The following is an 18,739-nucleotide window of genomic DNA, read 5'->3' as shown; positions in this document are numbered from 1 at the left end:
GCCGCCACTGACAGCGGACCTCCCCCGCACGGGGGAGACGATCTCCACCGGCGGGGGAGGACCCGCCCCCTGACGTGCCGTCAAGCTGCTGCCATGACCAGCATCGACGTCCAGAACCTCACCAAGGAGTACGGCACCCGACGAGCCGTGGACGACCTCACCTTCACCGTGCGCCCCGGCCGGGTCACCGGCTTCCTGGGTCCCAACGGAGCCGGCAAGTCCACCACCATGCGGCTCGTCCTCGGCCTCGACCGGCCGACCTCGGGGACGGCTACCGTCGGCGGCCGCCTCTACACCACCCTCCCCGAACCCCTGCGGCACGTCGGCGCCCTGCTCGACGCGGGCGCCGCCCACGGTTCGCGCACCGCCCGGGACCACCTGCGGGTGCTCGCGGCGAGCAACCGGGTCCCCGCGCGCCGGGTCGACGAGGTGCTGGAGGAGACGGGCATCGCGTCCGTCGCGCGCCGCCGGGTGCGGACGTACTCACTGGGCATGCGCCAGCGGCTGGGCATCGCCGCCGCGCTGCTGGGGGAGCCCGGCGTGGTCATGCTGGACGAGCCCTCCAACGGACTCGACCCCGAGGGCATCATCTGGATCCGCGAACTGCTGCGCCGCCTGGCGGCCGAGGGCCGCACGGTCCTGGTGTCCAGCCACCTGATGAACGAGACCGCGTCGTTCGCCGACCACCTGGTCGTCCTCGGCCGGGGGCGGCTGCTCGCCGACCTGCCGATGCGGGAGTTCATCGACGCGCGCGTCCAACCGCGCGTACGTGTCCGCACGTCGGACGCCTCCGCCCTGAAGGCCGTGCTCGCCCGGCACGGACACGCCGCCGTGGAGCACGTCGACGGGTACTGGACCGTGTCCGGTGCGCGCGTGGACGACATCGGCCGCGCGCTGTCCGGCGCGGGCGTTCCCGTACTGGAACTGACCTCGGACGAGGGCACGTTGGAGCAGGCCTACCTCGACCTGACGGCCACCGAGACCGAGTTCGCCGCACAGCCCCAGGAGGCCTGACCATGCCCTTCACGCCCGTACTCCGCTCCGAGGCGCTCAAGGTGCTCAGCCTGCGCTCGCTGTGCGGCTTGCTGCCGGCCCTCTTCGCGGTCACCACGGCCTTCTCCGCGCTGGCGGGTGCCTCCGACACCTCGGACCCGGACTTCGATCCGCTGTTCATGGCCTTCTCCGGCGTCGGACCCGGCCAGATCGCCGCCATCGCGTTCGGAGCAATGGTCGTGTCCTCCGAGTTCCACGGCAACGGGATCCGGCTCTCCCTGGCCGCCGTCCCGCGGCGCGGTCGGTGGTTCGCGGCGAAGCTGGTGGTGGTCGCCGTGCCGACCTTCGTGACGGGGCTGCTCACCGCGTCCGCCGCGCTCTTCGCGGCCCGGGCGGGCCTCGGCTCGGCGGCGGACGGGCTCACGGCGGGCCGGCAACTGCGGGGCGTCGTGGGCCTGGCGGTCTACCTCACGCTGATGGCCCTGTTCTCGGCGGGCCTGACCGCCCTGTTCCGCAGCGGCGTGGCCACCCTGTCCACCCTGATCCCGTTCGTCCTCGTCGTCTCCTTCGTGATCGGCGACGTGGCGGGCGGCGCCACCGACTTCCTGCCGGACAGGGCCGGTCAAGTGGTCGTCCATCAGACGTACGACGGGCACCTGGGCCCCTGGACGGGGCTCGCGGTGACCGCGCTGTGGGCGGCGGCCGCGCTGCTCGCGGGGGCGTGGCGGCTGCACCGCCGGGACGCCTGAGCGCGCGGGCCGGCTGACGGGCCGCCAAATGTCAGTGCCGGACGGTTTACTGGACGGCATGGACATCGCACGGCACATCGCCCTCATCGACGAGCTGTGCCACCGCCCCTTCCCGGCGGGGCACGGCCCGTCGGACGTGGGCGCCGGGACTCCCGGTCACTTCACGGCGGTGCTGGAGACCAGCCACGGCCTGAGCGGCGGGTGCCCGGCGGAGCGGGCGGTGACGGTGGAGCAGTACGAGAAGGACCGGGACGCCCTCCACGAGCGGCTCGCCGCCCGCTGGGGTGAGGAGGGGGACCCCCTGAACCTTCAGACGGTCCTGCTGCGGACCGGCCGGGAGGAGATACCCGAGCCGTGGGCCGGACTGAGCGCGAGCGCGCGCGTGGCGTACCTCTGGGAGGCAGGGGGCACCGGCCGCTGGATCGCGCTGGCCGTCGCCGACCGGGACGAGACGGACGAGGTGCGACTGCTGGCGGTGGTCACGGAGAAGGCTCCGCCGTGACCCGCAGCCGTGCGAACTCCTCGGCCATCGTCTCCGTCGTCCAGTGCGCGTTGAGCCCGCTGGGATTGGGCAGCACCCACACGCGTGTGGTCCCGAAGGTCCGCTCCTGCGGCCCCACCCGCGCGTGCCGGTCGTCGAACGCCGCCCGGTAGGCGGTGACCCCGACCACGGCCAGCCAGTCGGGCCGCAGCCGCGCCACCTTCCGCGTCAGCAGCAGCCCGCCCTCCCGGTACTCCTCGGCGGTCAGCTCGTCGGCCCGCGCGCTGGCCCGCGCCACGACGTTGGTGATCCCGAGCCCGTACGACGGCAGCAGGTCCTGCTCCGACGGCGCCAGCCGCCGCGGCGTGAACCCGGACAGGTGCAGCACCGGCCAGAACCGGTTGCCCGGCCGGGCGAAGTGGTGGCCCGTCACCGCCGTCATCAGACCGGGATTGATCCCGCAGAACAGCACCCGGAGGCCGTCCGCGACGACGTCCGGTACGAGACGGTCGCGGGCGGCCTCCAGTTCGGCCCGGGTGAAGCGGGTCAGAGGATGGCCCCGGGGGTGTACGCGGCGGCCGACGGGTGCTGCTTGACGATCTCCTCGATCCGGCCCACGACCACCCCGACCTGGTCGGCCGCGGCGCCCGTGAAGGAGAGCTTGTCCGCCATCAGCGCGTCGAGACCGGCCCGGTCGAGCGGGATGCGCTCGTCGGCGGCCAGCTTGTCGAGCAGCTCGTTGCGCTCGGCGCCCTGCTCGCGCATCGCCAGGGCGGAGGCCACGGCGTTCTCCTTGATCGCCTCGTGCGCCAGCTCGCGCCCCACCCCGGCCCGCACCGCGCCCATCAGCACCTTGGTGGTGGCCAGGAACGGCAGGTAGCGGTCCAGCTCACGGGCCACGACGGCCGGGAAGGCGCCGAACTCGTCGAGCACGGTCAGGAAGGTCTCCAGCAGGCCGTCCAGGGCGAAGAACGCGTCCGGCAGGGCCACCCGGCGCACCACCGAGCAGGAGACGTCGCCCTCGTTCCACTGGTCGCCCGCCAGCTCGCCGGTCATCGAGGCGTAGCCGCGCAGGATCACCATCAGGCCGTTGACGCGCTCGCAGGAGCGGGTGTTCATCTTGTGCGGCATCGCCGAGGAGCCGACCTGGCCGGGCTTGAAGCCCTCGGTGACCAGCTCGTGCCCGGCCATCAGCCGGATGGTCTTGGCCAGCGACGACGGAGCCGCCGCGAGCTGCACCAGAGCGGTGACCACCTCGTAGTCCAGCGAGCGCGGGTAGACCTGGCCGACCGAGGTGAAGGCCTGCGAGAAGCCCAGGTGCCCGGCGATCCGCCGCTCCAGCTCCGCGAGCTTGCCGGCGTCCCCGCCGAGCAGGTCCAGCATGTCCTGGGCGGTGCCGACCGGGCCCTTGATGCCGCGCAGCGGGTAGCGGCCGAGCAGCTCCTCCACCCGGCCGTACGCGACGAGCAGCTCGTCGGCGGCGGTGGCGAACCGCTTGCCCAGCGTGGTGGCCTGCGCGGCCACGTTGTGGGAGCGGCCGGCCATGACCAGCTCGCCGTACTCGCCGGCCAGCTTGCCGAGGCGGGCCAGGACGGCCACCGAGCGGTCGCGGACCAGCTCCAGCGAGAGCCGGATCTGCAACTGCTCGACGTTCTCCGTGAGGTCGCGGGAGGTCATGCCCTTGTGCACGTGCTCGTGCCCGGCGAGGTCGTTGAACTCCTCGATCCGCGCCTTCACGTCGTGCCGGGTGACCTTCTCGCGCTCGGCGATCGAGGCCAGGTCGACCTGGTCGAGGACGCGCTCGTAGTCGGCGATCGCGGCGTCGGGCACCTCGATGCCGAGGTCCTTCTGGGCCCGCAGCACGGCGAGCCAGAGCCGGCGCTCCAGCTTCACCTTCTGCTCGGGCGACCAGAGGGTGGCGAGGTCGACGGAGGCGTAGCGTCCGGCGAGGACGTTCGGGATGCGGGGCTTGGCGGGAGCGGAAGTCACGTGTACGGAGTTTAGTCCACGCTCATACGGGCCCCTAAACGCGCATGGCAGGGGTGGAATCGCAGGTCAACGGCACCGTGAGCGGCATCGTCCGACAGGGCATGTGAGAGATGTGTGAGACGCCGATGCGGACCACATCTTGATCCGTTCCGCCGTCACCAGGAGTATCGAAGGGCCCCCGCTCATCACCACTGAGCGGGGGCCCTTTTTGCGTGATCTACGTCGTCACGGCTCCAAAACGGCCTTCACAGCCGAGACGGGGTCGCCCAGCGTGCTGAAGTCGAACCACTCGCCGCGGGTTCGGTACTGCGCGAACGCAGCGTGAAGAGTCCGTTCGTGATCTCCCGGGTGCGTCCAGAGCAGTGCCAGCTCCGCCGGCTGGCCGACCTGGAGGGTCGAGAGGCGCCGCACCGGATTGGAGGTGATGCCGATCTTTACGAGCGCGGTGCCCGCAATCCCGATCAGGTACGTCTGGCGCCGCGCCTTCCTGAGCACGGCACGCTCGCGTTCCGGGGTCACGGCGCCGAACCGGTCTTCCCACGTCGGAGCTATCCCAGCGGAACGACGGCCCTCCTCAACGTTGAAGCGTCCGTCGTCCTCCCACGCCCTCACTCACGCCTCCAGGTCGTACTCGGAAGACAGCTCGCGGCCGGCGCCGAGGTAGTCGACTGCGTACTCGGTGGGTTCGCCGTTCTGGTCCCAGTAGTGATTGATCACGACGACTGTCGCCGTGCCCGCCTCACTCTCCAGAGGCCCCGCGACGTCCTCGGGGACCTTCCTCAGCGCCACCGTGTCCCGCCGTCGACTGACGCGCCGGCCGGTGCGGTCCTCGATCAGGCCGAACGTCATCTTCGGGAGCGGTGAGGCGTCGAGGAACTCGGGTGCCTGCTCAGCAATGGCTGCCGACACCCACGTGGTCGACACGGTGACCACACCCGCGCTGTCCAGGTACCGGCGGCGCCGCCGGGCAACTTCGGCGCCGGCCTCCAGGCCGAGCGCGTCGGCAACTTCCTGAGAGGCCGGTTCCCTGACTGCGTCGAGGATCTCGACACGCTCGTCGTTCCCGAGCGTCGCGCCGCCAGCCTGCAGCTTGGCGAGCCGGTCGGCCCCTGCGGTGAGCTTCCTCGGCCTGGTGACGATGGTGCCCACTCCGGGCGTAGCGGTGGCGTACCCCTCGGCGCGGAGAACTCCAGGCACCCGCGCAGCTGTGGCACGGCTGACGCCCTCGGTGTCCATGATCTGGCTCACCGACGGGACGCGGTCCCCGGGCTGGAGTTCGCCGCTCTCGATGCGCTCGATGATCTGCGCCGCGATCCGCTGGTACGGCGGCAGTCCCGAGAGATCACGAACCATGAAAACTCCTAACTTCTAGAATGTTCTGCAATGCCTGTTGACTCTCGCTGGTCTTCTAGAACATCCTAGGCGTGTACCCAGTCGGGCCGACAGGTTGCCGACCAGGTCAAGCCAGTCATGCCAAAGCCCTGACGGGGTGATCTCGGTGTTCCAGCACCGAGCCCGCCAGGGCCTCGCATCCAAGAGTCGAGGTCTCAGATGCACGCTGAGCTTATCCCGCCTGCCCAGACGCAGGCGTCCGAGAGCGGTCCGCTCCGGGTCAAGGACGTCGCCACCGCGCTGCGCATCAACAGCGCCACGGTGTACGCCGAGATCAAGTCGGGCCGGCTGCCCTCCTACCGCGTCGGTCAGGGTCGCGGCACCATCCGCGTCTCCCGGGCCGCGTTCGCGCAGTACCTCACCGACCGTGGCATCCCCGCCGCAGAGCTGGCGGTGACGCTGTGACGACGAACCACATCCCCCAGCAGCCCACGGCTGCGACCGTCCACCCGTTCCCGGCGATCAAGCCCGGCTACCGGCTGGTGCCGGCGAAGATCGGGGCGACGAACCGCACGTCGACGATCGTCTACATCGAGTGCCCGAACTGGTGCACCGAGGACCACGTCGCCGAACCGGTCCGCAACGTCGAGGACATCCTGCACTGCACCGGTACTGAGGGCTTCGTCGTGGAGACCTTCACCGGCGAGACGTTGTTCTCCGGGGCGCCCGGTTGGGTGCACGGCCTGTGGGCGGGCTTGGAGTCCGACCCGGCTGCGACGGACTCGGACATGCGCCGGGCTCACGTCGTCGTCGAGGACGGCAGCAACTACGCCTACCTCACCCCGCAGATGGCCGAGCAGCTGGCCGATAAGGTCGTCGGCTTCGCGTCCCAGCTGCGGCACCTGGCCCGTACCGCCCGCCTCCACAACAGCGTCGAGTCCGGCGACTCCGACCCCGACATGGACGAGGCGCTGCGCCGGGTCCGCGAGGGTGGTGTCGCCTGATGCCGCGCCGCAACCACAACGTGAACCGGTCCCGGTACCCGCAGGTCGAGTCCGTCGACCTGGACCGCGTCGAGGAGACGCCGGCCCCGCGTCCGCTGCCCGCCAAGCTGTCCTCCCGCCGCCGCGCCCTGCGCGTCCGCGGCTGGTGACCGCCATGAGCGAGTCCTACACCCCGCTCAGCGACCAGGTCGCCCGCGCACAGGTGATCCCGGCCGGCGTCGCGAACGAGATCCAGCTCGCCCGCGAGTACCTGGACCGCGCGGCCAGCGCCAACATCCACGACCGTGACGCGATGATCCGCGCCGCGACGGGCCTGGAGTACCGGCTCCGCGCGCTGCTGGCCGCCCTCGACGTCGAGCGGGGTGAGCGCCGGTGAATGCCCGCACCATCATCGTGCCGACCCTCGACCACGGCGACGTGACCGTGCCGGAACCGTTCTGGTGCACCGGCCACCACGCGCCCGGCGGATACCGCGCCGACCTCGCCCACGAGGGTGAGGAGCTGGCCCTGGTCGTGGAGACGCCGTGCCACGGGCCGCTGCGGGCCCTGTCCGCGGCCCTCTATCAGGCGCCGTTCTCCTCCACCCAGACCGGTGTGGTGGTGGCCGTCGAGTTCGGCGAGCCCTTCACCACCGAGTCCCACGACTACAACTCGCAGGATCTCGCCGCCCTCGCCGACGCCCTCGTGTCGTTCGGAGTCGGCGAACTCCACCAGCTCATCGAGCGACTGCAGCTGCTGGAGGCCGACCAGTGACCGCGAAGTGGCCCATCCCGCGCCCGACCGAGCACACCGCCCTTCGCGCGGTGTGCCGGTCGGGCCGGCCGACCCCTCCCGTTCCCGCCCTGATGGCTGCGCTGCTCGACGCGAACGAGCGCCGCGACCGTGAGGGCGTCTGCCTGGCCGCGCACCGCGTCGTGCGCGCCGCCGCCCCCTCGGAGGTGGGCGAATGAAGACCGAACACGATGCACTCGGATGGGCCGCCATGCTGGCGTCCATCGCCGTGACTGCCCACGGGGAATGGTCCCTGGCCGTCGCCTGCGGGTACGCCAACGCGGTCGCGGCCGGCCTGCCCATCGCCATCGACGCCTACGCGATCCGCGCCATGCGAGCCGGGCGGGAGATCTTTCCCCCGGTCCTGCTGATGATCGCCACGAACGCGGCGGCGCACCTGGTGCACGGCGGCATGCTCACCGTCGCCCCGTGGCTCGTCGTACTCGTCTCCGGTATCGCCCCGGTGGTGCTGTGGCGGGTACACGCGCTGCGCCGGCACGAGCAGACCGCACCCGAACCGGCCCCCGCCGAGACGCCCGCGGAGCCTACCGACCTCGTTTCTAATATGAACGAGGTCGGTAGGCCAGAGGCGGAAGCGGAATCTGTACCCGCCGCGCCCGAGCCGGTCCGGGAGGCGCCCCGGGCCGTACCCGACGGGGTACGGCTGCTGCCCACCTTCGAGTGCCGCGGGGAGCTGAAGCGGGCGCTGCGCAACGAGCGGCCCGCCCTCGTACCCGCAGCCGAGTACACCCGTACCCGAGCCGAGGTACACGCGGAGTGGACCGTACCCGGCGACTACGCCGACGCCGACGGCAACCCGACCGAGGCCAACGACGCGCCCCTCGACGAGTACGGCCTCGGCCTGGCCGCCGAGCAGTTCAAGGAGGAGCTGTTCGCTGGGAAGGTTCCGTCGATTCGCGCCATCAAGGACCGGCTGTCCGTCGGGCAGAACCGGGCCAAGGAGATCCAAGACGGCCTGCGTAAGGCCCTCGCCGCATGGCAGCTCGCCGGGACGGGGGCGACGTCGTGAAGTGGACGCTGCTCGCTATCGTCGCCGTGCTGGTGCTGTCGTTCCCGCAGCTGGCCGGCGTCGTGTCCCACCCCATCGTCATCGCCCTGGGGGCTGGCGTCATCGCCGATGCCACCGCCCGGCGGGCCCGGACTCGGAGGGCACGGCGATGACCGAGGACGCCCTCAGTAAGGCACTCGCCGCCGCCGGGCAGGCCGCCGACGACTCCCGGCAGCTGGAGCTGGTCAAGGCCGTACTGACCGCGCAGACCCTCGCGCAGGCCGTACAGCCCCACACCTGCCAGCACGACCACCAGCAGGCCAAGCCGTTCGACGCCCGGAAGTGGTGGACGATCGGCGGCCTGGTCGTCATCGGCGGCTGCGTGGCCTGCGCCCTCGCCCTCGCGTTCGCCATGGCGTTCATCGCCGTCGCCATCGCCGCGACCTGCGGAACCGGCTGCTTCCTCATCCTGCGCTCGATGTGGCGCGACTACCTCAACAACCGCTGACCGGAGGACTCATGACCACGCCGACCAACGGCAAGAGCAACAAGTTCGCCAACGCGGGAGCAGCCGCGGGCGGATTCGTCGGAGGGCTGGGAAGCAGCTTCGCCCCTCCGGTGAACGTCACCATCAACCGGCAGTCCCGCGGCAGCGGCAGTGCCCCGCAGTCCAAGTCGCTGCTGCCCGCCCCCGAGTTCACGTCGCCCGCGCAGGTCCGCAACTACTGCAACACCCTCCGGGCCGCCGGGGTGACGCTGTCCATCGAGGTGGCCATGGCCGCCGAGATCCTCAAGGGCGTACTCGCCGCCGTACCCGACCCCGACGGCCGGCCGTTCGGGTCCCGGGTACGCGCCGCCAAAGTCGCCCGGAAGCTCAACAAGTCCGCGGACGCGCTGAGGGCCGCCGCGAAGAACGCCGCCGCCGCGTACTCGTCGTTCCAGCAGGAGTACGAGGAAGAGATCAACCGGGTACGGCACCGCGCCCGCAAGCCCCAGCAGCCCGTCATCGACTGGGCCCAGCAGTAGAAGGGAGGTACACCGATGACGCGAAACGGAATGAACGAAACGGACGCCGTACTCGCCGTACCCGCCACCGCGAACACCGGCGGGGGCTCGGTCCGCTCGTACCTGCTGCACCGGGCCAAGCCGCACCTGCCGCCGTGGCTGTCCGTCGCCGGGGTCGGTCTCGCCGGGGGAGGCGCCAGCCTGCTCTGGTCCGACTCGGCCGCGGCCGGTGTCGGCCTCACCCTGTCGTCGGTCGCCCTGACCGCCGTCACCTGGTGGGCCGGCCGGTCGACCAGCGCGCAGCGCCGCCTGCACTCCGCCATCACCGTGGCCGCCGGCTCGTCGTGGTTCACCGCCGCGTCCCTCGCCGGTCCGCTCACGGGACCGCTCCCGGACCTGTACCTGATGGGTGGCGCGACGCTCGCCCTGTCGTGGAACGTGCGGCTGCTGATGCGCACCCCCGACACGGCCGGCGAAACCGGAGACAAGGGGCTGCTCGCCAAGGTCGGACTCGCCCGCGCGCAGATCGGCGCCGGCCGCGTCGAACCCAACCGGGTCACCGCGCCCGTCGCCCTCGCCGCGGGGGAGCAGACCAACGACGACGTGTCCAAGGCACTGCCGCACATCGCCTCCGCGCTGGACGTGCCCCGCACCGCCGTCCGCTACCAGCCCGACCCCGACTCGGAGCGCCGCGGCGAACTGGTCATCGTCCCGGAGGACATGCTCCGCTACGTCGTCGAGTGGGAGGGCCCGTCCCTCCCGGGCGGATCCATCGCCGACCCGCTCGTCATCGGCCGCTACGACGACGGCAGCCCCCTGTACCTGTGGCTGCCCGGCGACCCGGACGAGAAGCGCAACAGCACGCACGTGCTGATCGCGGGCGGTACCGGCTCCGGGAAGGGCGACGCCGCCCTGAACCTGCAGACGGAGATCATGTCCCGCAAGGACGTCATCATGTGGTTCTCCGACCCGAAGGAGTTCCAGGACTTCCGTCCGCTGCTGCCCGGCTACGACTGGGCAGTCGGCGGGGGCGCCGCCACCGAGTCCATGGTGGAGGCCATCAAGGCAGCCATCCCCGCCCGGACCAGGTGGCTCGGAGCGCACTCCTACCGGCAGTGGCTGCCCGAGGCCGCCGTGCAGCAGACCGACCCGGCGCACTCCTGCCGCAACGACGGCACCGCGTGCGGCTGCCCCGGAATGCCGTTCCTGGTGACGTGGATGGAAGAGGCCGCGAACACCCTCCGGTACATCGACGACAGCGCGTTCACCGGCATCGCCCAGGAAGCCCGCAGCGCGGGAATCTCCCTGGTCATCAGCCTGCAGCGCCCCTCATACGACCAGATGAGCACGTCCACCCGGGCGTCGCTGCCGTCCGTGATCGCACTCGGCTGCGCCCCCGACGACGAAGGGTTCTGCCTCCCCGACGAGGTGCTGGCCGCGGGCGCTCACCCCGGGGCGTGGCGCAACCGCCGGCCCGGATACTGCTACGTCGTCTCCCCGGGTGTTCCCGAGGACCGGTACGCGTCCCCGGGCCGCACCCAGCACTTCCCGGACCGGGTGGTGCCGATGCTGGAAGTCCTCGCGGACTGGGCTGCCCGCAACGGGGCCCGCCCCGACCCGATCACCGCCAAGGCCGCCGAAACGGTCGTCGGCAGCGCGTACACCGACCGAAAGGCCGGCGCCGTACAGCCGGACGGAGAGGACGACGACATGGACCAGGCCCCGCTCGTCGACCCCGAGGACGACGGCATCGACCCCGAGCAGGAGTTGCCTGAGCCCGAGCAGGGCGACGACGCCCCTATGTTCGGCCAGGACACCGGCCGCAAGCCGTCCCCCGAGGAAGCCCGGGAACTGTTCGCCCGCGCCCTCGAGGAGTTCGAGCGCAACGGCCAGATGGTCGTCGGACCCAAGGACTTCCAGGACTGGTGCGACCGGCACCAGCTGTCCCGGCCGTGGGTATCCGCGCGGCTCACGGAGGCGTACCGGGAGGGCCGGTTGAAGGAGACCGGCAAGACCGGACGCTGGCGGATCGTCCCCACCCTGACACCCGCTGACGCCTGACACCGTCACGGACGCGTGACACCCAAACCCCTAGGCGGGAGCAGGTGTCACGCGCCCTGACAGCGGCGACTGACAGCCGCTCTGACGCCGGCACCGGCCGTACCGCGAGGTGCCCGCCTACACCCGAGATCTTTACACCGCTGATCACTAGTAGTACGCTGCCCAGTTATCGACAGCGATTGTCGATCTGCTAGCCCCAGGCGGCAGGCACGTTCACCCCGGTGGTGAACCCCCTGTCGAGTAAGGCTCGCGGTGCCACCCAGGAGGTTCCAAAGGCGCCGGGCAGTGCAGACCCCCGGTGGGTCACTCACACGCTCGCAATCTGCCTTCCTCAAGGAACCTTCCATGGCCCGGTATTTCTCCGGCCCCCGGCTCCGTAACGCACGGAAGTCGGCTGGCCTCTCTCCCGAACAGCTCGCCGTGAGCATCGGCCGATCCTTCTACTCCGTCCGCGAGTGGGAACTTGGCCGCGTCACCCCCAGCGTTGCCACCCTCGCCGCGGTCGCCGACACCCTCGGATGCTCCGTCGACGACCTCCTCACCGAGGAGGCCGCCAATGCCGCGTAACACCGACGGGCGACCCACCCTCGCCGACATCCGCAGGTGGCCGGCCACGGTGAGCGTCCCCAAGGGCGCGAGCGCACTCGGCTGCAGCGCCAACCACCTGCACGAGCGCATCCGACGCGGCGACAGCCCCGTCAAAACCCTGCAGTTCGGCACCCGGTACGTCGTCATCGTCGCCGATCTCCTGCGCGTGCTCTCCGGAGAATCCCGGGAGGCGGCGTGACCGATAACGAGAACGGCCCCCAGATGCTGGAGACACCTAGGGACCGTGGAAACCTCGCGGGCGGCGAAGCTGTTGCCACCGTAGCCCAGCTGCGCCGCGGCTGGACAGCCCGCCGGCTGGAGTCGCCGCCCGTCCCCGACAGCTGGCCCACCTACGGCACGCCAGCCTGGTACGCCCTCGACACCCGCGACCCCCGCAAACGGCTCGCACTCTTCGAAGCCGCCGAATCCTGGCGCCTCCACCAGCTGCGCGAAGCCGAGGACGCCGAGTTGCTGGAGAACGAACCCGACGAATGGGTCCGCCGCAACATGGCCGACTTCCGGGCCGCCGCCGCGTCCACCGTCCGCCGGCTCAACATCGCCCGCGAACGCACCCGCGCCGAACTCGACGCCGCCGCCAAGCCGAAGCCGCCTCACCAGCTGCAGGCCACCCCAGGCTGGCCGCCGATCCGGGTTCCCGGACAGCCCGACAAGCACTTGAGCTACAAGGAAGGGGGGCAAGCCGCGTGAGTCCCGAACCGAAGCAGGACGACGAAAAGGGGCGCGGCCCCTCCCAGGCGTCGCAACTCGTCGCGCTCGCCCGCGAGAAGTTCGACCATTTCATGTCGGAGGACGGCCGCCCCTACGCGGTCAAAAAGGACGGGCCCAACACCGTCTACGCCCTCCGCGGCAAGGCCGGCCTGCGGTCCCTGCTCGCCCGCATGTACACCGACGCCCACGGCGGATCTGTACCGTCCCAGTCCGCGCTGGCCGACGCCATGACCGTGCTCGAAGGCCAGGCCGCCGAAGCCGAACCGCGGCACCTGGCTCTGCGGGTGGCCCGCCACCAGGACCGCATCATCGTCGACCTGGCCACACCGGAAGGCCGTTGCGTCTCGGTCGGCCCGGACGGATGGACTCGACGAGGCACGTCGCCCGTGATGTTCCGCCGGTCCGGTGCGATGAAGCCGCTGCCCGAACCGGTCCGCGACGGCGACGGCCTGGCCAAGCTCCGCGACCTGCTCAACACCGACGAGGAAGGCTTCCACCTGCTCGTCGCCTGGCTCGTCGCCTCATTCATCCCCGACCTGCCGCACCCGATCCTCACGTTCCGCGGTGAGCAGGGCACCGGCAAGTCCTACGCCGCGAAGATGGTCATCGGCATCGTTGACCCGTCCGGGGCGCCGAAGCGGACCGCGCCACGCGACATTAAGGCCTGGGCAACCCAGGCGTTCAACTCGTGGGCGCTCTGCCTCGACAACGTGTCGATCATTCCCGACTGGCTGTCCGACGCATTGTGCCGGGCGGTCACCGGCGACGGCATCGTCGACCGCGCCCTCTACACCGACGACGACGTCGTCGTCCTCGAATTCCGGCGAGTCCTCGCCATGACGACCATCGACGCCGGAGCGCTGGCCGGCGACCTCGCCGAACGGCTCGTCACCATCGAGCTGCACACCATCCCCGACGCCAAGCGGCGCGAAGAGAACGAGATGGACCAGGCGTATGCCGACGCGCACGCCGCAATCCTCGCGAGCCTCTTCGACCTGCTCGCCGAAGTGCTGAAAGTGCTGCCCGACGTCGTCCTGACCGAGCGGCCCCGCATGGCCGACTTCGCCCGCATCCTCGCGGCCGTCGACAAGGTGCAGGGCTGGAACACCATGGACAGCTACAAGGCGTCCGCCCGCGACGCCGTGGCCGACGTCCTCGACGGAGAGCCGTTCGCGCAAGCCGTTGTCGCCCTGGTCGACAGCGCCGGCCCCGACGGGCTCACGCTGACGACACAGCAGATCCTCGACAGCGTCACGGCACCCGACAAGCTCCCAAAGAAGTGGCCGAAGGACTCCACCCGGGCCGGCGGACAGCTCAAGCGACTCGCCCCCGCCTTGCGGACCATCGGCATCGAGGTGGACGACTCGCAGCGCGGACCGGCCCCGAAACGGCAGCGGCTGTACAAGCTGACCGCATCAGCAGATAGAAGGTGCGAAACAGCGTCCACAGCGTCCAGTGAAGCCGAGAAAGGCACCCTGACCAGCGGAAACAGTATGGACGCTGAGATGGACGCTGTAGCGTCCACCCCCCGCCCGGAACAGCTCGGCATGGACGCTGTGGACGCTGCGATGGACGCTAGCCGTTCCGTAGCGTCCATCCCCCGCACATCCCCTGACCAGCAGGATTCCCATGCGATGGACGCTAGGGACGCTATGGACGCTGGAATGCAGCAACTCTCTAATGCTGCCCCCGGCTACGGGCGCTCCCTCAACCGCTCGACTTCCCTCTGCGCCGGCTGCCGCGAGCCGTTCGAGCCCTACGAGCCCGACCAGACCACACACCCAGGATGCGAGGCAGCATGACCAGCCACGTCGACAAGCAGATCGCGGCCCGTATCGCCGCCGCCCGCGCCCGACGCGCACTGCGCCGTCAGCAGCGCGCCGAGTTCGACGCCAACCGGCAGCACGGCCTGCAAGCCCGCCACCTCGCCAAGATGGCCCGCTGGGAAGCCGAGGACGTCACGTGAAAACCCTCGCCCGGGTGTTCTGCGCGACCTGCGCCCGCCCCCAGGCACGCAGCCGCTACTTCCGCTGCCCCCTCGGCTGCGGCGCCGCCCTCTGCCGCGGACGCTCCTGGTGCGGAAACACCCACCTCCGACAGTGCGACAACCGCCCGACCCTCGAAGGAAGCCCGTCATGACGACCCCGAACAACACCGCCGCCAACCTGCTCTCTCAGCACCGCGACAAGGTGCAGGACGTCCGCGACCGGCTCGACCAGTACGTGGCCCGGATCTCCCAGCACCCCGGCATGACCCGCGACGCCAAGCGCGGCGCCATCGCCCGCGCCTACCTCCAGGCCGACGAGTCCATCAAGCAGATGAAGACGCAGACCGAGCAGGCCCTCGACCGCCACCGCAACCGGCTCGTACAGCGCGCGTTCGGCAACAACGGAGGCGACGCCGGCACCATCATGGCGCAGCGCCAGGCCAACCAGCTCGTCGAGGGCGTCCACGACCACCGGCAGCTCCGCGACATGCTGCGCCAGGCCGTCGCCGACGGAGACAAGCAGCTCGCCAAGACCGTCGCCGGGCAAGCCTGGTCGCTCGACTACAAGGACCTCGTCGACGAGTGGAACGCCGACGGCAGCCACGACACCGCCATGCGGGCGCTCGTCGAGCACCGCGACATGCCCAAGGTCGACCCGACGATCTGGGACGCGGAACACCACACCTACCAGCCGCGCGAGATCGAAGACATGAACTTCCACCAGGTCCGCATCGCCGCGACCGCCGACTACTCCGGAGGCGACGCCGCGTGATCGACTTCGAGTACAGCACCAGCGCGGCCGGCGCCGCCGTCCGGACCGCCGCACGCCGCAACCTGCACGTACCCCAAAAGATCAGCGACGCGGAAGCCATGTGGGACGTCGTCGTCAAAGCCGCCCACTCACACGTCGGAGACAAGCCCGACCACACCACCATCCCCGGCACCCCCGAAGAACTCGCCGAGATGATCGAGGAACGCGCCCACCGCCACCTCATGGCAGAGGCCCACCGGTACGTGTCCTCCGACTTCCGCGCCCCCGTCGCCAGCCGCTTCAACGCCCTCGTGAAGGAGCAGGTACCCGGCTGGATCACGGCACTGCAGCCCGAGTTCGAAACCCTGGTCAAGGCCCTCGCCGCGCAGGAGAAGAAGCTGCCCGGCAACCTCGACAAGCAGCACCTCGACTGGTCCGACTCGGCCGTCACCGCGCCGTGGGAGAAGGCCGAGTCAGCAGCCATCCAACTCGACCAGCTCGTTGCCGACAGGCAGACCATGGCCAAGGCGATCGGCGGCGACGGAGGACGCGACAACGAGCTGTACGCCGTAGCCAAGCTGCCCGAGCCCACCCTCGACGACGTGTTCAACAACGTCATGCGCGACGAGATCGGGCCCGCCGTCGCCCAGTGGAGGGAGCTGCGAGGACAACCCACTTCACGATGGTTGTTCCTCGCAAGGTCACCTCACATCGAGCTGACGCTTGCCACACCAGGTGAGGTGAAGGAGCGAGCGAAGAACATGCAGCTCTGGCGTGAGGCACTAGGAGCGCGCGGCGTCATGGCCAACCCGCACCAGCGGTCGACCAGGGCAGAGGCAGCAGTGCGAGCAGTGCTGGAAGCAGCACTGGAGGAAGACACCCAAGACTCGGCGTGAACGGCATCGTGCAGCTGCATCTTCACGGCTGACACGAACCGATGGTGAGCGAGCAGCCCATACCTCCAGGGGCGGCTGCAAGCGACTCACCAGCGTCGACCGCGGTCCGGCCGGCCCGACCCCGTAGCCGCCAGCCGGCCGGACCGCACCACCCAACGATCAAGCCCCCGACCAGGGGAGAGGCCCCCTGACCTGGGGTTTCCCTCCTCGGGACCGTATTGACGCCGTCTGTGGGCCCAGGTCTGGGACTTTTGGATCATGTTCTAGGAGGTACCGCTATGGCTGGTCGTGGACCCGCCCCGAAGGATTCCCGGCGCCGCGCCGGCCACCGCAAGGACCCGCACCCGCAGACGACGCTGCGCTTCGAGCAGGCGGAGGCACCCGAACTTCCGACGCTCCGGGTCCGCCAGGGCGACGAGATGGTGACGTTCGAGTGGCCCGAGGCCACCCGGGAGTGGTGGTTGATGTGGCAGCGCTCCCCCCAGGCGGAGCACTTTTCCAGTACCGACTGGTCGTTCCTGCTCGACACCGCGCTGGTGCACGCCCGGCACTGGAACGGGGAGGCCGCGGCCGGCCCCGAGCTACGGCTGAGGGTCGCCAAGTTCGGCGCCACCCCGGAGGACCGGGCCAGGCTGCGCATGCAGTTCGCGCAGGCCGACGAGGCGGACTCCAAGAGGCCGACCGGGGCGTCGTCGTCGGAGCGCTTCGCAGACCTGCGCGTCGTCGAGGGAGGTGGCGCGGATGCCGTGGAGGGGGCCTAGGTATCCGGGGGAGCTGCCGACGCTCGGGCACTACGTCATCGACTGGATGCGCGCCTACCTGGCGGCACCGGACCGCGCCGAGTACGTGCCGTTCCAGGTGACCCGCGAGCAGGCCCAGTTCGTCCTGCGCCTGTACGCCATCGACCCGCGGACGGGTCAACGCCGGTACCGGCGTGCCTGCCTGTCCCGCCCGAAGGGGTGGGGGAAGTCTCCATTTCTGGCCGCACTCACCTGCGCTGAGGCTCTGGCCGATGTGGTCCCGGACGGCTACGACGCCAACGGCGAACCGGTCGGCCGGCCGTGGGCCGATGTACGTACCCCCTGGCTACAGCTGGCCGCCGTCTCCGAGGACCAGACCCGGAACGCGTGGGCGCCGCTGCTGGAGATGCTCCGGGAGGGCCCCGTCATCGACGCGTACCGGGGAGTCGAGCCGCTCGACACGTTCGTGAACCTGCCCTCCGGGCGCATCGAGTTCGTGACGTCGTCGGCGACGTCGAGGGAGGGCAACCGGCCGATCTGGTGCGTCCTCGACCAGACCGAGGAATGGCGGCCGTCGAACGGCGGTGTGCGCCTGGCGGCGACGCTGCGCCGGAACCTGGGCAAGACCGGCGGCACGTCCGTGGAGTCCCCGAACGCCTACATCCCGGGGGAGGCGTCGGTGGCCGAGGAGACAGCCGAGTACTGGAAGGCGATACGGGAGGACCGGGTGAAGGAACACGGCCTGCTGTACGACCACCGGGAGGCGCCGGCCGAGACGGACATGGGCGACCGTGCGTCTCTGCTGAGCGGTCTCGCGCACGCCTACGGGGACTCGGCTGACGTCAACGGCGGTTGGGTGAACCTGGAGAGGATCGCCGCGGAGGTCTGGGACCCTGCGACGGATCCGCAGGACGCCCGCCGCTTCTACCTGGGCCAGGTCACGCACGCAGCGGATTCGTGGATCTCGCAGCCGGAATGGGCGTCGCTCACGGCCGCGGACAAGGAAGTCGCGGCGAACGAACCGATCGTGCTCGGTTTCGACGGTTCCCGGCGCCGCTCCCACGCGGTCACGGACGCCACTGCGCTGGTGGGCTGCCGGGTCTCGGACGGGCACGTCTTCCTGCTGGGCTGCTGGGAGCAGCCGGACGGCCCGGACGGGAAAGGCTGGCAGGTTCCCACGGTCGAGGTGCTGGCCGCGGTCGACGACGCGTTCCGCAATTACAAGGTCGTCGGCATGTACGCGGACCCCCAGAAGTGGGAGTCTCACGTGGCCAGCTGGGAAGCGAAGTACGGGCGCCGGCTGAAGGTGAAGGCCACGACGCAGCACCCCATCGAGTGGTGGATGACGGGCGGCCGGTCGAACCTGATCGTGCGCGCACTGGAGTCGTTCCGGTCATCGGTCGCCGACTCGGAGTTGTCGCACGACGGATCGAGCGTCCTGGCCCGCCACATCCTCAACGCCCGGCGCCGCCGCTCCCGCTCCGGTATCCAGATCATGAAGGAGCACCCGGAGTCGCCCCGGAAAATCGATGCGGCCGTGTCCGCCGTCCTCGCCTGGCAGTGTCGTGTCGACGCCATGGCCAAGGGACTCGGCAAGGAGAAGAGCGTCCGCGGAACACCCGGAAAGGGCCGCGTCATCGTGCTCCGCTGAGCA

Annotated in this window: 27 protein-coding genes; 23 read left to right on the top strand and 4 right to left on the bottom strand. The window is 70.5% G+C overall.

What is annotated here, in order from left to right; translation table 11 throughout:
- The first annotated feature begins 93 nt into the window (after positions 1-93).
- The 3 genes from ACZ67M_RS25960 to ACZ67M_RS25950 are packed head-to-tail and all read left to right on the top strand — an operon-like array spanning position 94 to position 2,244.
- Positions 94-1,014 carry an ABC transporter ATP-binding protein gene (locus ACZ67M_RS25960; RefSeq protein WP_469852959.1) on the top strand — a complete coding sequence of 307 codons (921 nt, stop codon included), beginning with the start codon at positions 94-96 and terminating at the stop codon, positions 1,012-1,014.
- Positions 1,015-1,016: 2 nt separating this feature from the next.
- Positions 1,017-1,742, top strand: coding sequence for an ABC transporter permease (locus ACZ67M_RS25955; RefSeq protein WP_469852958.1), 726 nt, complete (start codon positions 1,017-1,019; stop codon positions 1,740-1,742).
- Between the two features lie 58 nt (positions 1,743-1,800).
- Entirely contained in the window at positions 1,801-2,244 is a 444-nt protein-coding gene (locus ACZ67M_RS25950; RefSeq protein ID WP_469852956.1) for a hypothetical protein, read from the top strand.
- Here ACZ67M_RS25950 and mug read toward each other — a convergent pair.
- From mug to ACZ67M_RS25930, 4 genes are all read right to left on the bottom strand, one after another.
- A complete protein-coding gene (gene mug / locus ACZ67M_RS25945; RefSeq protein WP_361356402.1) occupies positions 2,222-2,773 on the bottom strand; it encodes a G/U mismatch-specific DNA glycosylase in 552 nt (183 codons plus the stop codon). The genes ACZ67M_RS25950 and mug overlap by 23 nt on opposite strands.
- Positions 2,770-4,212, bottom strand: a complete 1,443-nt coding sequence (purB, locus tag ACZ67M_RS25940) for an adenylosuccinate lyase (RefSeq protein ID WP_361355728.1) — start codon at positions 4,210-4,212, stop codon at positions 2,770-2,772. The genes mug and purB overlap by 4 nt, the downstream gene beginning before the upstream one ends.
- Before the next feature lie 225 nt (positions 4,213-4,437).
- Complete coding sequence (locus tag ACZ67M_RS25935; RefSeq protein ID WP_469852954.1) at positions 4,438-4,731, bottom strand: GIY-YIG nuclease family protein; 294 nt, start codon at positions 4,729-4,731, stop codon at positions 4,438-4,440.
- 93 nt (positions 4,732-4,824) lie between these two features.
- Positions 4,825-5,565, bottom strand: coding sequence for a GntR family transcriptional regulator (locus ACZ67M_RS25930; RefSeq protein ID WP_469852953.1), 741 nt, complete (start codon positions 5,563-5,565; stop codon positions 4,825-4,827).
- 198 nt (positions 5,566-5,763) lie between these two features.
- Here ACZ67M_RS25930 and ACZ67M_RS25925 point away from each other — a divergent pair, with 198 nt between their 5' ends.
- From ACZ67M_RS25925 to ACZ67M_RS25830, 20 genes are all read left to right on the top strand, one after another.
- A complete protein-coding gene (locus ACZ67M_RS25925) occupies positions 5,764-6,009 on the top strand; it encodes a helix-turn-helix domain-containing protein (RefSeq protein WP_469852951.1) in 246 nt (81 codons plus the stop codon).
- Positions 6,006-6,548, top strand: coding sequence for a DUF6907 domain-containing protein (locus tag ACZ67M_RS25920; protein ID WP_469852949.1), 543 nt, complete (start codon positions 6,006-6,008; stop codon positions 6,546-6,548). Before ACZ67M_RS25925 ends, ACZ67M_RS25920 begins: the two co-directional genes overlap by 4 nt.
- Positions 6,548-6,697 (top strand): hypothetical protein, encoded by a 150-nt coding sequence (locus ACZ67M_RS25915; protein ID WP_469852948.1) that lies wholly within the window; start codon positions 6,548-6,550, stop codon positions 6,695-6,697. The genes ACZ67M_RS25920 and ACZ67M_RS25915 overlap by 1 nt, the downstream gene beginning before the upstream one ends.
- Before the next feature lie 5 nt (positions 6,698-6,702).
- Entirely contained in the window at positions 6,703-6,924 is a 222-nt protein-coding gene (locus ACZ67M_RS25910; protein WP_469852946.1) for a hypothetical protein, read from the top strand.
- Positions 6,921-7,301, top strand: a complete 381-nt coding sequence (locus ACZ67M_RS25905) for a DUF6907 domain-containing protein (RefSeq protein ID WP_469852945.1) — start codon at positions 6,921-6,923, stop codon at positions 7,299-7,301. The genes ACZ67M_RS25910 and ACZ67M_RS25905 overlap by 4 nt, the downstream gene beginning before the upstream one ends.
- Positions 7,298-7,498 carry a hypothetical protein gene (locus ACZ67M_RS25900; protein WP_469852943.1) on the top strand — a complete coding sequence of 67 codons (201 nt, stop codon included), beginning with the start codon at positions 7,298-7,300 and terminating at the stop codon, positions 7,496-7,498. Before ACZ67M_RS25905 ends, ACZ67M_RS25900 begins: the two co-directional genes overlap by 4 nt.
- Positions 7,495-8,349 carry a hypothetical protein gene (locus ACZ67M_RS25895; protein ID WP_469852942.1) on the top strand — a complete coding sequence of 285 codons (855 nt, stop codon included), beginning with the start codon at positions 7,495-7,497 and terminating at the stop codon, positions 8,347-8,349. Before ACZ67M_RS25900 ends, ACZ67M_RS25895 begins: the two co-directional genes overlap by 4 nt.
- Positions 8,346-8,501, top strand: coding sequence for a hypothetical protein (locus tag ACZ67M_RS25890; RefSeq protein ID WP_469852940.1), 156 nt, complete (start codon positions 8,346-8,348; stop codon positions 8,499-8,501). Before ACZ67M_RS25895 ends, ACZ67M_RS25890 begins: the two co-directional genes overlap by 4 nt.
- Positions 8,498-8,836 (top strand): hypothetical protein, encoded by a 339-nt coding sequence (locus ACZ67M_RS25885; protein ID WP_469852939.1) that lies wholly within the window; start codon positions 8,498-8,500, stop codon positions 8,834-8,836. The genes ACZ67M_RS25890 and ACZ67M_RS25885 overlap by 4 nt, the downstream gene beginning before the upstream one ends.
- An 11-nt stretch (positions 8,837-8,847) precedes the next feature.
- Entirely contained in the window at positions 8,848-9,354 is a 507-nt protein-coding gene (traA, locus tag ACZ67M_RS25880) for a plasmid transfer protein TraA (protein ID WP_469852938.1), read from the top strand.
- A gap of 15 nt (positions 9,355-9,369) precedes the next feature.
- On the top strand, positions 9,370-11,394 hold the full coding sequence (gene traB, locus ACZ67M_RS25875) for a plasmid transfer protein TraB (protein ID WP_469852937.1): 2,025 nt from the start codon (positions 9,370-9,372) through the stop codon (positions 11,392-11,394).
- 345 nt (positions 11,395-11,739) lie between these two features.
- Positions 11,740-11,961, top strand: a complete 222-nt coding sequence (locus ACZ67M_RS25870) for a helix-turn-helix domain-containing protein (protein ID WP_450729724.1) — start codon at positions 11,740-11,742, stop codon at positions 11,959-11,961.
- A complete protein-coding gene (locus tag ACZ67M_RS25865) occupies positions 11,951-12,181 on the top strand; it encodes a DNA-binding protein (RefSeq protein WP_469852935.1) in 231 nt (76 codons plus the stop codon). Before ACZ67M_RS25870 ends, ACZ67M_RS25865 begins: the two co-directional genes overlap by 11 nt.
- A complete protein-coding gene (locus tag ACZ67M_RS25860; protein WP_469852933.1) occupies positions 12,178-12,690 on the top strand; it encodes a DUF2742 domain-containing protein in 513 nt (170 codons plus the stop codon). The genes ACZ67M_RS25865 and ACZ67M_RS25860 overlap by 4 nt, the downstream gene beginning before the upstream one ends.
- Positions 12,687-14,513 carry an ATP-binding protein gene (locus tag ACZ67M_RS25855; protein ID WP_469852931.1) on the top strand — a complete coding sequence of 609 codons (1,827 nt, stop codon included), beginning with the start codon at positions 12,687-12,689 and terminating at the stop codon, positions 14,511-14,513. Before ACZ67M_RS25860 ends, ACZ67M_RS25855 begins: the two co-directional genes overlap by 4 nt.
- The gene (locus tag ACZ67M_RS25850) at positions 14,510-14,677 is read left to right on the top strand and encodes a hypothetical protein (RefSeq protein WP_469852929.1); all 168 of its coding nucleotides are present in this window, start codon (positions 14,510-14,512) and stop codon (positions 14,675-14,677) included. The genes ACZ67M_RS25855 and ACZ67M_RS25850 overlap by 4 nt, the downstream gene beginning before the upstream one ends.
- Before the next feature lie 169 nt (positions 14,678-14,846).
- Positions 14,847-15,470, top strand: a complete 624-nt coding sequence (locus ACZ67M_RS25845; protein WP_469852928.1) for a hypothetical protein — start codon at positions 14,847-14,849, stop codon at positions 15,468-15,470.
- A complete protein-coding gene (locus tag ACZ67M_RS25840) occupies positions 15,467-16,345 on the top strand; it encodes a hypothetical protein (RefSeq protein ID WP_469852926.1) in 879 nt (292 codons plus the stop codon). Before ACZ67M_RS25845 ends, ACZ67M_RS25840 begins: the two co-directional genes overlap by 4 nt.
- Positions 16,346-16,623: 278 nt before the next feature.
- Entirely contained in the window at positions 16,624-17,106 is a 483-nt protein-coding gene (locus ACZ67M_RS25835; protein ID WP_469852925.1) for a phage terminase small subunit, read from the top strand.
- Positions 17,087-18,736, top strand: a complete 1,650-nt coding sequence (locus ACZ67M_RS25830) for a terminase (RefSeq protein ID WP_469852924.1) — start codon at positions 17,087-17,089, stop codon at positions 18,734-18,736. The genes ACZ67M_RS25835 and ACZ67M_RS25830 overlap by 20 nt, the downstream gene beginning before the upstream one ends.
- Positions 18,737-18,739 lie beyond the last annotated feature (3 nt).

The organism is Streptomyces sp. NPDC107500, from assembly GCF_055582785.1.
This window is presented reverse-complemented; position numbering and strand designations above follow the sequence as displayed.